This is a genomic window from Turicimonas muris, assembly GCF_002221595.1.
Lineage (GTDB): Bacteria > Pseudomonadota > Gammaproteobacteria > Burkholderiales > Burkholderiaceae_F > Turicimonas > Turicimonas muris.
Genome location: NZ_NHMP01000002.1, coordinates 335,707 through 348,527, shown reverse-complemented (window position 1 = coordinate 348,527; position 12,821 = coordinate 335,707). Strand labels below are relative to the sequence as shown.

8 protein-coding genes, 2 tRNA genes and 3 rRNA genes are annotated in these 12,821 nt (G+C 45.7%); 2 read left to right on the top strand and 11 right to left on the bottom strand.

Annotated elements, in window-relative coordinates; all coding sequences use genetic code 11:
- Positions 1-77: 77 nt before the first annotated feature.
- A complete protein-coding gene (gene paeA, locus ADH67_RS04900; RefSeq protein ID WP_066591833.1) occupies positions 78-1,424 on the top strand; it encodes a polyamine export protein PaeA in 1,347 nt (448 codons plus the stop codon).
- On the opposite strand, the gene ADH67_RS04895 is transcribed toward paeA, so the two are convergent.
- The 5 genes from ADH67_RS04895 to ADH67_RS04875 all read right to left on the bottom strand — a co-directional run bounded on the left by ADH67_RS04895 (position 1,421) and on the right by ADH67_RS04875 (position 5,572).
- Complete coding sequence (locus ADH67_RS04895) at positions 1,421-1,954, bottom strand: GNAT family N-acetyltransferase (protein WP_066591830.1); 534 nt, start codon at positions 1,952-1,954, stop codon at positions 1,421-1,423. The genes paeA and ADH67_RS04895 overlap by 4 nt on opposite strands.
- A 48-nt stretch (positions 1,955-2,002) precedes the next feature.
- Positions 2,003-2,656 carry a DUF4198 domain-containing protein gene (locus ADH67_RS04890; RefSeq protein WP_158212624.1) on the bottom strand — a complete coding sequence of 218 codons (654 nt, stop codon included), beginning with the start codon at positions 2,654-2,656 and terminating at the stop codon, positions 2,003-2,005.
- A 457-nt stretch (positions 2,657-3,113) separates the two neighbouring features.
- On the bottom strand, positions 3,114-4,001 hold the full coding sequence (yddG, locus tag ADH67_RS04885) for an aromatic amino acid DMT transporter YddG (RefSeq protein ID WP_066591822.1): 888 nt from the start codon (positions 3,999-4,001) through the stop codon (positions 3,114-3,116).
- A gap of 2 nt (positions 4,002-4,003) precedes the next feature.
- Positions 4,004-4,822, bottom strand: a complete 819-nt coding sequence (locus ADH67_RS04880) for an ABC transporter permease (RefSeq protein WP_066591819.1) — start codon at positions 4,820-4,822, stop codon at positions 4,004-4,006.
- Positions 4,823-4,831: 9 nt separating this feature from the next.
- The gene (locus ADH67_RS04875; protein WP_066591816.1) at positions 4,832-5,572 is read right to left on the bottom strand and encodes an ABC transporter ATP-binding protein; all 741 of its coding nucleotides are present in this window, start codon (positions 5,570-5,572) and stop codon (positions 4,832-4,834) included.
- A 190-nt stretch (positions 5,573-5,762) separates the two neighbouring features.
- Between ADH67_RS04875 and ADH67_RS04870 the strand changes: the two genes are divergently transcribed.
- Entirely contained in the window at positions 5,763-6,563 is an 801-nt protein-coding gene (locus tag ADH67_RS04870; RefSeq protein ID WP_066591812.1) for an aspartate dehydrogenase domain-containing protein, read from the top strand.
- A gap of 135 nt (positions 6,564-6,698) precedes the next feature.
- On the opposite strand, the gene ADH67_RS04865 is transcribed toward ADH67_RS04870, so the two are convergent.
- The 6 genes from ADH67_RS04865 to ADH67_RS04840 form a co-directional block, all read right to left on the bottom strand.
- Positions 6,699-7,421, bottom strand: a complete 723-nt coding sequence (locus ADH67_RS04865; RefSeq protein WP_066591809.1) for a reverse transcriptase domain-containing protein — start codon at positions 7,419-7,421, stop codon at positions 6,699-6,701.
- Positions 7,422-7,528: 107 nt separating this feature from the next.
- Positions 7,529-7,643 (bottom strand): 5S ribosomal RNA (gene rrf / locus ADH67_RS04860).
- Between the two features lie 122 nt (positions 7,644-7,765).
- A 23S ribosomal RNA gene (locus ADH67_RS04855) occupies positions 7,766-10,650 on the bottom strand.
- A gap of 250 nt (positions 10,651-10,900) precedes the next feature.
- A tRNA-Ala gene (locus ADH67_RS04850) sits at positions 10,901-10,976 on the bottom strand.
- 11 nt (positions 10,977-10,987) lie between these two features.
- A tRNA-Ile gene (locus ADH67_RS04845) sits at positions 10,988-11,064 on the bottom strand.
- 81 nt (positions 11,065-11,145) lie between these two features.
- Positions 11,146-12,687, bottom strand: a 16S ribosomal RNA gene (locus ADH67_RS04840).
- The 16S, 23S and 5S rRNA genes sit together here with 2 tRNA genes alongside, the layout of an rRNA operon.
- Between the last annotated feature and the right edge of the window lie 134 nt (positions 12,688-12,821).

Below are 12,821 nucleotides of genomic sequence, written 5' to 3'. Positions count from 1 at the left end.
ATCAAAACCGCTTTAAGCTGAGTAAATTCTTTTTTTACTTATTTTTGCCATAATAGTCCACTGTTGCGGAGAAAAAAATGGAATTAGATCTAACAACAAGACTCATTATTATCGTGGCATTGATCCTTTCTAGTGCTTATTTCTCAATTGCCGAAATTTCATTAGCTGCCTCAAGCAAAATCCGAATGCAGCAATTAATTGAACAAGGAAACAAAAGAGCAAAACAAGTTCTAGATCTTCAAATCAAACCTGGACCGTTTTTTTCAGTTATCCAAATCGGTGTTAACGCGATTGCAATTCTCGGCGGTATCGTAGGTGAAACAGTATTTTCTCCCTTTTTCGAACAATTTTTTCTTTATTTCTGCGCTCCGGATTTGGCCGCCTCTTTAGGCTTTTTCTGCTCTTTCTTTGCGGTCACAATGATTTTCGTTTTGTTCGCAGACTTAATTCCCAAAAGAATTGGTTTGAACAAGCCCGAAAAATATGCATTGCTTTTAATCGGCTCAATGCGATTCTTGATTCTTATCTTGAAGCCTTTCGTTATTGCATTGACGGGCCTCTCAAATTTCTTCTTAAAAGTTATAGGAGTTCCGACAAAGAATGAGGCCACGATTACGAGCGAAGATCTTTTAGCCACTGTTGGTGCCGGGGCAGAAGCTGGTTTGCTTGATAATGATGAAAAGCAAGCCATTGAAAATGTTATTAAATTAGAAGATCGTTTTGTCACTAGCGCAATGACTCCAAGAGATTCCGTTACTTACTTCACTCTTGGAAATTCTCTCGAGGATATTAAGAAGAAGATTGAATCGGATCCTCATAGTAAATATTTAGTCTGCGATAAGAACATCGACAGAGTTATTGGTTATATTGATTCCAAAGATCTACTCTGCAGGGCCTTGGAAAATGAGAGTCTTTCACTTCATGAAAAGAGCCTCTTAAAGAGTATTCCTTGTCTGCCGGATACATTATCTCTCTCGGAAGTTTTGGAAGTCTTCAAGCAGCAGGGCAAAGATATTGCTGTTGTGTTGAACGAATATGCTCTTACGGTGGGAATAATCACTCTAGGAGATGTCATGAGTACGGTGATGGGTAACCTGGTACAAACCGAGGATGATTCCTATATCGTACAAAGAGAAGATGGGACTTGGCTGATTGACGGGGCAACCCCTATCGAAGATCTTGAAAGAACCTTAGAGCTAGATAAAATGCCCGATGATGAAAGTTATGAGACCGTTGCCGGATTCATGATGTATATGCTGAGAAAGATTCCAAAGCTAACGGACAAGGTAATTTACAGCGGCTATAAATTTGAAGTCATCGACGTGGATATGAACCGGATTGATCAAATCTTAGTCAGCAAAATTGAGACAGAGCAAACGAACAAAGAGGAGAAACAAGGTTTAGAGAAAAAGCCCGAGAATTAATCTTCATCACTCCAAAGGGGGTCAAATCGTTCCCAAAACTTTTTGACCTTTTCTTCATTCCAGTTTCCAATTGCCATCGTTTGAAAAAATTCTCCTCTCCACTCGTGCTCTTTGCCAACTTTTTTAAATCCTAGGCGTTTATAGAAATTCAAGCGTTTTAGTCGGGTCTGCAAACGCTCAGGTGCGCTTTCTAATGGGACTTCGCAGTGAAGGAAAAGAAGGTCGCTGGGATACGCTTCCTTAACGAAGTTCACAAGCCTTGAGCCTACTCCTTTGCCTTGATGTGCCGAATCGGTAGCGAGATAAAAGATATAACTTATGGGAGGAAGCGTAAGAAGAGTAACGAAGCCTAAGACTTTGTCTCCTTCAGCAAGAACCCAGGCATCGGCACCCTCGACAGAAGGATCGAAAAAAGGCTCTAAAGAAACTCTCTCATGGACCGGAAATTGATGCATGAATACGATCTTTATTTCTTCCACAAATTTAGATCCGGCATCAACCTTAGTAATCTTAGGCTCTAACTCTTTCATTCCTTAGAATTCAAAACAAATCCCTTGTATTCTAAAGGATAACGCCTACTATTGTTTTACAAATTTAGTCCATAAAACACTTCCCAGTTCGATTGAAGAACCATCCTTGCTGACTGTCAGAGAATTTGCATTGTTAAGAGCTACAAAGCCCCACCATCCTTCCCAGGGGATCGTAAAGTCAATTACGCCGTCTTTATTCGTTCTCAGAAGAGTAATGATCTTGGTGGTTGCTGACGCACCTTTATAGTTATCAGCTCCGTAGTATTCCACTGCGACTACGGTATTGACAGCGGGCTTGCCATTCAGAACTACTAGCGCAGAGAACTTGCCTCCCGCAGCTTGTCCAAAGGCAGGAGTAATCGGAAAGATTTGATTCTGCATTTCCTTATATTTCGGCCAATCACCGTTTTGTCCATAAACCGGTTCCATCAATCTTCTGACCTGTGGGCTGAAAGGATTATCAGAGCCTTTTGGATAGACAATGAATTGGTAGAGACCTGGTCTCATTATTTGGAAATTTGTGGTCCAGCCGAATTTGTCCTGTGCTAATTGGTTGTTGAATTGGGCCATGTAAGTAATGGCTTTACCATTGACTACGATAGTTTCAGGTTTTGCCTGATTCAAAAACCATGCGGGGCTTGAATTGTCAATTAGATAGCTTGCTCCGATTGATTGGGAGAGACAGGGTGTGCTAAGAGACATACTGGCTGCCAGTAAGGAGATTGCAATCGTTCTTTTAAAACAATACATCTGTGTTCCCTTCTTTCATAAGGATAATTATCGGTTTGAGTGTAGGGGATATTGTTAAAAGGAGTAATTGTTTTTGCTTAGATAGGGCAGAGAGAGGGCCTAATTTCAAGCAAGAAGAAAAGATCTATTCCCATTTAGGTTAGAAGTCCAGTCCTTCCTTTAACTGTTATAAGGTTCGATACTGTTTCGAAGCAGTTCTTAAAATACGACTGACATGAAACCATCTCAAAAATACATAGAGTTGCCGAATTCAAACGAGGTGGACCCACAGTCTCTATTCTTGTTCCGAACTCTCTTTTTAGCATTATTAAAAGCTGTTGTTTAAATCTTCGGCAACATCTATAAAAAAGCTCAAACTCTAGGTTCCTATAACCCCATCTTCTAAATTCCGGAGGCTTCGCCTAAGTTCTTATATAGTTGCTCTCCAGCAAATAAAAGAAGCAACAACTACCATACCTACCCCAATCCAGAAAGCTCCTGTTAGCTGAGCCCCAATAAAAATAGATGCAAATACGCATGAGAGGACCGGTGTGAAATAGGAAACAATCGACAGAATGGTAATATTTCCTTTCTGAACACCAATAGTCCAGAAGCCATAAGCAAAGCCTAAAACCAATGCTGCTAAAACTGCGATGCCTAAGCCGAACCAGGTAAAGTCTTTGGGTACTTCAACACCGGATAAGTTCAGCACATTAAAAATAATGACGTCAGCGGCAAAAACTAAGACGGTAGGATTTTCTCCTCTAGACCACGCTTTTGTAAAATTGGAATATGCCGCCCATGAAATAGCAGCCGTCAACCCGAGAAAATAACTCAAAGGATTTTCGAGAATATGGAAATACATTCCTTTGAAGTCAACCAATACATTTCCGCTGAGAACAATACATATACCGTAGATAGCACCGAGCATGCCGATCCCTAACCACCATTTAGCCTTTTGATGGTTAAAAATAACCGCAAAAAGAATTGTCAACGAGGGCCAAAGATAGTTAATCATTCCTACTTCCATGGCCTGAGTCCCGCCCTTAGAAAGAGCCAAAGAAAAAGCAAAGCTCATGGAGCAGGTTATCGCACTTCCTAATCCGCAAAAGTAATATTTCCAAGGAATCTTCTTTAAGTTCGGAAGCCCGAATAGAAAGAACACGATAATAAAGGAAAGTGTATAAGTTATCGCTAAGCCTCTTCCTACCCCCAGATAGTCGGTAATTCCTTTGATAAATGAAACAGAAAGGCCCCAGGTAATTGGGGCTGTACATCCAAGCAATGTGGCCTTTTTAGCCGATAAATTAAACTGCATTTCTAATTTTGTAAGCTTTCTAATCGAATGAATTGATCGTCACGAGTAAAGAACAGGCTTCGAACCATTCTAATTGAAAGCCAAGATACTAAAGCCGCTGACGCAGCAATACAGAAGAAAATTAATAATTGATATCTGACCGCCAATAACGGAGAAACGCCTGCAAGAATCTGACCGCTCATCATCCCGGGCAAAGCTACGATACCGAGAACCATCATAGAGTTGATAATCGGCATCAAGGCTGCTGTCATAGCCACTTTCACAGATTCTCTGCTTGCTTCCGCAGAAGTTGCTCCCAGAGCCAATAAAGTTTCTATTTCATCAGCTCGAGCTTCAAATTCACTTCTCAATCTTTCAACTGCCAGAGATCCGGCAACCATGGATTGAGCAATAAGCATTCCTCCCAAAGGAATGATGTACTTACCCTCCCAAAGAGGCTCAGGTCTAACGACTACAAACTGTAAGTAACATAAGACTGATAAAGCACCTAAGGCAATAGATACGAAAAGAATCTTGATAATTTTAAATTTGATTTTTTTTGAAGATATTCCCTTCAGAGCTCTTTCAGAAGCCTGCGAAGCGAACGCTACCATAATAATGAGCAGCAGAGAGATAACCCAAGGGTTGTCTTGAGCAAATACCCATACCAAAAGATATCCCATGATTCCTAATTGAATACATGCCCTTACTACTGCGATTACTAAAGATTTAATAAGGCCTAATTTATAAACTGCAGACAAAAGAATGACTATTCCAAGAGGAACCATGCCAATTGCCATTTGAGCATACGAGATCTCAATTGAACCTAATGTGGTTGACATATTTTCTCCTTACAATTTATAAGCCTTAAGAAAGTTTGCAACTCTCTCATTGGAAGGATTATTGAAGAACTCATTTACGGGCAAGAAAGCAACAACTTTGCCTTCCTCCAACATCAAAACTTTATCTGCTAAGAAAGATGCCTCTTCAAGCCGATGCGTAATCATCAGACTTGCAGATTTTTTTTCTTTCAGATGCTCTTTTAATACCTTAAGAGTTTTGCAAAATTTATTAGAGGTTTCCACATCCAACGATGCGGTCGGTTCATCAAACAGTAATACAACCGGATCGAGCATTAGGGTTCTGGCAATCCCTACCCTTTGCTGTTGGCCGCCCGACAAATCCGCAGCTTCTACTGACAACATTTCCGGCGTGATTCCCGCTTCTCGGATAGCTTTAACGAACCTTCCCTCAAGCTCCTGTTGGGTAACATTATGTTCAAATTGTGCTCCCATCTTGATATTCTCTTCCGCACTTCCAGGAAACATAACGGCTTTCTGAAAAATATAGGCCACCTGTTCACGAAGAACATGAACGTCATACTCTTCTAAGCTTTTACCATTCCAAAGAATCTGACCGCCAATGCGACCATAATCAAGACGATTTAACTGTCTTAATAATGTGGACTTTCCAGCTCCACTCGGACCGACAATACAGACAAACTCCCCTTCTTGTACATCAAAGGAAACGGAATCGAGAATTTTCTTCTCACCTTTCACAACAGTGAGATTTTGTATACTGAACGCTGTCATTTTTTTATATGTTTCTCAACGTAACTCACGGAACAATCTAAACTTATATTGTAAGAAAGTAAAAGAAATAACTCTAATACGGGTCATCCTCATAGTGGATGGACTGATTTTTAAAGATTTTTTCTGGTTTTTCTGTATTTTCTTTTTACAATTAATATGAAATAAACAATAGGAATGAAAGGAAGAATTTATGAAAAAGATTGCAGTTCTGGGATGTGGAGCTTTGAGTCAAACATTCTGTATGAATGCTATTCGTCTTTTAGAAGATGACTACTTCATTACAGCTGTTTTGGCAAAGCATCATGAACACGCCGTTGATTTGTCTATGAAGATTGGGAGCTTCGCCTGTCGCAGCCTCAGTGAATTGCTCTCTTTAAGACCGGACATAGTCGTTGAATTTGCCGGCGTAGAAGCTGTAGAAAAATATGCTGAAGATATTCTTTCATCCGGATGTGATTTAGTCATCGCCTCTGTGGGAGCTTTGGATGACAAAGACTTCAGAGAACATATTATCAAGGTCGCAAAAGATCATGAACGTCACATCTATGTCACCAGCGGCGCAATCGGCGGCATGGACATCATGTCTACTTTCGCAGCATACGGCAATCCTGAAGTCAGCATTGTCAGCGTAAAACCACCACAGGTTTATGACAACTCTCCGTATTTGGCCAATAAGCCGGTACGTAGAGATCAAGAAGTGGTGGTGTTTGAAGGTGACGTACACGCAGCTATAAGAGGTTTTCCAAGAAACGTTAACGTTTCCGCAGCTACAGCCTTGGCCTCACATGCACATGACATGAAAGTCAAACTGATCAGCGATCCAAGTGCAACAAGAAATACTCATACGGTAACTTTGCATAATCCGATTATGGACGCACAGCTTACCTTCTCTGCTGAACCGGATCATGAAAACGAAAGAGCCAGTATGTCAGCAGCCTGGAGTGTTATCGCTCTTCTGAAGAATTTATCTTCTCCGCTTTCCTTCTTCTAGCTGGACAACCTTCTTAGATACGAAGCCTCGCCCAAACGCGAGGCTTTCTAATTGTGGACAAGATCGAGTAGAGGGTTGGGTTGCCCCGTCCCCCTCTCACAGCACCCACCGTACGGTTCCGTAGTGGGCGCTTCATTAACAAATCGCCATAAAGCGGAGAGAATATAACCCTAATCTGGCGAAACGGGCGTTCTTGATGGTTAGGTTCATATGAGCCTGACCCGAGTTCCACCATGCACCTCTGCCATTAACCGAACTTTTCCAGGCGGTCTCGAGATCCAGACCTAGTTTGATCAGGTTCTGTGCCCTAGTTTTCGGCCTCTTCCATGCAATCCAAATAAGTTCCCGAAGATGATGTCGGATTCGTTCATCCATCTCATTCCAAAATTGCTTCCTGGTGTCCAGTCGATAGTAGTTTCTCCATCCTCTTAGGACTGGCGTCAATCTTTCTATCGTCTTTTTCAAAGAAGTTCCTCGTGCTGAGTTAAACATCTTGTGGAGTTTCGTCCATAGTCTCTTCATCGACTTTTCCGCCACGACAATACGCTTACTGTCTGCTTTGGAGAACGTGTAGCCAAGAAATGTTGAGTCCTTAGGACGAAAGGTTCCGCTCTTGTCACGATTAACTCGTAACTTGAGCTCTCCTTCCACGTATTGTGTGATGCTGTTTAATACTCGTTGAGCTGCTTTCTCAGATTTAACGTATATGTTGCAGTCATCGGCATATCTGACGTGACTCAGCCCTCTAGACTCGATTTCCCAATCGAGTTCGGTGAGCATAACATTTGACAACAGTGGACTTAAGGGGGAGCCTTGTGGAACCCCTTGGGTCCTAGGGCTTACAAGCCCCTCTTCCATGATACCTGCGTTGAAGTATCTCCTGTATAGAGAGACGCCCTGCTGGGCGCACAAAAACAAAACCCTCGGAGCCGTAATGACTTCGAGGGTCTGTTTTAAATAATTGAGCCCGGAGGCTACCTACTTTCGCAAGAAATACAACTCACTATCATCGGCGTGGAGGCGTTTCACTGTCCTGTTCGGGATGGGAAGGAGTGGTTCCACCCTGCTATGGCCTCCGGGCTTTAACTTGTTCTGCATCTTTCGATGCTCGGAAATTCTTATCAATCTTGACGAGCATTTAAGCTCTGCTTTGTTTAACTTTACTTGCTACAACCAACGCGGGCTTTAAGCTTCACGGTTATAGGATCAAGCCTCACGAGCAATTAGTATCAGTTAGCTCAATGCCTTACAGCACTTACACACCTGACCTATCGACGTCCTGGTCTCGAACGACTCTTTTGGGAGGTTTTACCTCCGGGAAGACTCATCTTCAGGCAAGTTTCCCGCTTAGATGCTTTCAGCGGTTATCTCTTCCGCACTTAGCTACCCGGCTATGCCACTGGCGTGACAACCGGTACACCAGAGGTGCGTCCACTCCGGTCCTCTCGTACTAGGAGCAGCCCCCGTCAATCTTCCAACGCCCACGGCAGATAGGGACCAAACTGTCTCACGACGTTTTAAACCCAGCTCACGTACCTCTTTAAATGGCGAACAGCCATACCCTTGGGACCGACTTCAGCCCCAGGATGAGATGAGCCGACATCGAGGTGCCAAACACCGCCGTCGATATGAACTCTTGGGCGGTATCAGCCTGTTATCCCCAGAGTACCTTTTATCCGTTGAGCGATGGCCCTTCCATTCAGTGCCACCGGATCACTATGACCTGCTTTCGCATCTGCTCGAGTTGTAGCTCTCGCAGTCAAGCACGCTTTTGCCATTGCACTATCAGCACGATTTCCGACCGTACCTAGCGTACCTTCGTACTCCTCCGTTACCCTTTAGGAGGAGACCGCCCCAGTCAAACTGCCTACCATGCACGGTCCCAAACAGTGTGGTCCTGTCTTGGTTAGAACCGCAAACAAATCAGGGTGGTATTTCAAGGTTGACTCCAGAGGAGCTGGCGCTCCTCTTTCTCTGTCTCCCACCTATCCTACACAAATCGGTTCACAGTTCAATGCAAAGCTGCAGTAAAGGTTCATGGGGTCTTTCCGTCTAGCCGCGGGTAGATTGCATCATCACAAACACTTCAACTTCACTGAGTCTCGGGAGGAGACAGTGTGGCCATCGTTATGCCATTCGTGCAGGTCGGAACTTACCCGACAAGGAATTTCGCTACCTTAGGACCGTTATAGTTACGGCCGCCGTTTACTGGGACTTCGATCAAGGCCTCTCAGCCCATCAATTAATCTTCCAGCACCGGGCAGGCATCACACCCTATACGTCGTCTTTCGACTTTGCAGAGTGCTGTGTTTTTAATAAACAGTCGCAGCCACCTATTCTCTGAGACCGTCTCACGCTCAAGGTGTCTCTCCTCTCACGCTACTGCGGCACACCTTCTTCCGAAGTTACGGTGTCAATTTGCCGAGTTCCTTCTCCCGAGTTCTCTCAAGCGCCTGAGCATATTCAGCTCGCCCACCAGTGTCGGTTTGCGGTACGGTCCTCTCAGACTGTAGCTTAGAGGTTTTTCCTGGAAGAGTTTCCAATCACTTCGCTCCCGTGGGAGCACCACTTCCGATCCGGACGATCCGTTGGCGGATTTGCCTGCCAACCGTCCTCGTCTAAGTACCGAGTAGTCCAACACTCGGATGACCTTAGCCTCTCCGTCACCCCTTCGCATCTGACAGCGGTCCGGGAATATTAACCCGGTTCCCATCGGCTACGCCTTTCGGCCTGACCTTAGGGGCCGACTCACCCTGCTCCGATGAACGTAGAGCAGGAAACCTTGGGCTTGCGGCGAGAGGGCTTTTCACCCTCTTTAACGTTACTCATGTCAGCATTCGCACTTCTGATATCTCCAGCAGACTTCTCAATCCGCCTTCTCAGACTTACAGAACGCTCCCCTACCACGCATGGATTTTTCCATGCATCCGCGGCTTCGGTTAGCAGCTTAGCCCCGTTACATCTTCCGCGCAGAAAGACTCGACCAGTGAGCTATTACGCTTTCTTTGAAGGATGGCTGCTTCTAAGCCAACTTCCTGGTTGTCACGGCCTTTCCACTTCGTTTTCCACTTAGCTGCTATTGGGGACCTTAGCCGGCGGTCTGGGTTGTTTCCCTTTTGAGTCCGGACGTTAGCACCCGGTGCTCTGTCTCCCGTGTATAGCTTCCAGGTATTCGGAGTTTGCCTTGGTTTGGTAAGACTACATGTCCCCCTAGCCAAAACAGTGCTCTACCCCCTGGAGCCTTCACACGAGGCACTACCTCAATAGTTTTCGGGGAGAACCAGCTATCTCCAGATTTGTTTGGCCTTTCACCCCTATCCACAGCTCATCCGCTAATTTTGCAACACTAGTCGGTTCGGTCCTCCAGTGTGTGTTACCACACCTTCAACCTGGCCATGGATAGCTCATCTGGTTTCGGGTCTACACCCTGCGACTTTTCGCTCTATTCGAACTCGCTTTCGCTTCGGCTTCCCTATTCGGTTAACCTCGCCACAGAATGTAAGTCGCTGACCCATTATGCAAAAGGTACGCAGTCACCTCAAAAAAAGGCTCCTACTGTTTGTATGCATGCGGTTTCAGGTTCTATTTCACTCCCCTCCCGGGGTTCTTTTCGCCTTTCCCTCACGGTACTGGTTCACTATCGGTCGATCACTAGTATTTAGCCTTGGAGGATGGTCCCCCCTTCTTCAGACAGGATTCCTCGTGTCCCGCCTTACTTCTCGTTTCCTTAGTACCATTCGGACAATTTTAAATACAGGGCTATCACCTTCTCTGGCTGAGCTTTCCATCTCATTCTTCTATTATCCAAACTATCAAAAACTAGGCTCCTCCGGGTTCGCTCGCCGCTACTGCCGGAATCTCGGTTGATTTCTTTTCCTGAGGATACTTAGATGTTTCAGTTCTCCTCGTTCGCCTCGCATGACTATGGATTCATCATGCGATAACCCTTATCGGGCTGGGTTCCCCCATTCAGATATCTGCGGATCTATGCTCGTTTGCCAGCTCCCCGCAGCTTTTCGCAGGCTGCCACGTCTTTCTTCGCCTGTGATCGCCAAGGCATCCACCACATGCACTTAGTCGCTTGATCCTATAACCCTGCCGCCTATTGCCCGGCAGCGTTACAAGCAACCGCTAAACGCTGTTCCCATTACGCTGTTTATGTCTTCGCTTTCAAGTTTCTCACAAAGTTTTGCTTTGTTAATGACTCGTCAATCTTTACCCGTTTACGTTTCCATAAACGTTTTCAATTGATTCAAATTTCCGATTTTTTAAAGAACAAATTTTCAGGCTCTAAATTGCCTGAAATAAATACTCACTAAGCACTTATTTCAGTAATCTGGTGGAGGTAAACGGGATCGAACCGTTGACCCCCTGCTTGCAAAGCAGGTGCTCTCCCAGCTGAGCTATACCCCCATGAAAGACTTTGGTGGGTCTTGATGGACTTGAACCATCGACCCCCGCCTTATCAAGACGGTGCTCTAACCAGCTGAGCTAAAGACCCTTAGCCTTTGGCCTATTCTCTTCTTCAATCTATCGACTGCCGATAAGAGCGGACACTCAAATCTTCAAGCAAAAACTCTTGAAAGGAGGTGATCCAGCCGCACCTTCCGGTACGGCTACCTTGTTACGACTTAACATTAGTCACGGTGCTCACCGTGGTCGCCGCCCTCCTTGCGGTTAGGCTAACGACTTCTGGTAAACACCACTCCCATTGTTTGACGGGCGGTGTGTACAAGACCCGGGAACGTATTCACCGCGGCATGCTGATCCGCGATTACTAGCGATTCCGACTTCATGCAGTCGAGTTGCAGACTGCAATCCGGACTACGATCGGTTTTCTGGGATTTGCTCCGCCTCTCGGCTTCGCTGCCCTCTGTTCCGACCATTGTATGACGTGTGAAGCCCTACCCATAAGGGCCATGAGGACTTGACGTCATCCCCACCTTCCTCCGGTTTGTCACCGGCAGTCTCACTAGAGTGCCCTTTCGTAGCAACTAGTGACAAGGGTTGCGCTCGTTGCGGGACTTAACCCAACATCTCACGACACGAGCTGACGACAGCCATGCAGCACCTGTGTGCAGATCCTCTTGCGAGCTCTCCTCATTACAAGGAGTTGTCTGCCATGTCAAGGGTAGGTAAGGTTTTTCGCGTTGCATCGAATTAATCCACATCATCCACCGCTTGTGCGGGTCCCCGTCAATTCCTTTGAGTTTTAGTCTTGCGACCGTACTTCCCAGGCGGTCAACTTCTCGCGTTAGCTGCGTTACTGAAAGTTTTACCTCCCAACAACTAGTTGACATCGTTTAGGGCGTGGACTACCAGGGTATCTAATCCTGTTTGCTCCCCACGCTTTCGTGTATGAGCGTCAGTTGCGTCCCAGGGGGCTGCCTTCGCCATCGGTGTTCTTCCAAATATCTACGCATTTCACTGCTACACTTGGAATTCCACCCCCCTCTGACGCACTCTAGTCTTGCAGTCATGTATGGCTTTCCCAGGTTAAGCCCGGGGCTTTCACATCCATCTTGCAAAACCGCCTGCACACCCTTTACGCCCAGTAATTCCGATTAACGCTCGCACCCTACGTATTACCGCGGCTGCTGGCACGTAGTTAGCCGGTGCTTATTCTTAGAGTACCGTCATCGTCTATCGGTATTATCAATAGACTTTTCGTTCTCTACAAAAGTGGTTTACAACCCGAAGGCCGTCTTCCCACACGCGGAATAGCTGGATCAGGCTTGCGCCCATTGTCCAAAATTCCCCACTGCTGCCTCCCGTAGGAGTCTGGGCCGTGTCTCAGTCCCAGTGTGGCTGGTCGTCCTCTCAGACCAGCTACTGATCGTCGCCTTGGTAAGCCTTTACCTTACCAACTAGCTAATCAGTCATCGGCCGCTCCGCTCGCGAGAGGCCCTCGCGGGTCCCCCTCTTTCATCCTCGGATCTCATGCGGTATTAGCTCCCCTTTCGGGAAGTTGTCCCCCACGAGCGGATACGTTCCGATGTCTTACTCACCCGTTCGCCACTCGTCGACAGAGGAAAGCAAGCTTTCCTCCTCGTTACCGTTCGACTTGCATGTGTAAAGCGTTCCGCCAGCGTTCAATCTGAGCCAGGATCAAACTCTTTTGTTTAATCTCTGTTGTCGCTCTTACTCTTCGTTTCGGTTTTGACGGAGCATTTCCTACTCCGTTTGCCTCACAAAGCGAGCTTCTTAAATTTAATCTCTTTGCTTTCGCTCTTAAACTTAAGTGCCCGCTCTTATCGG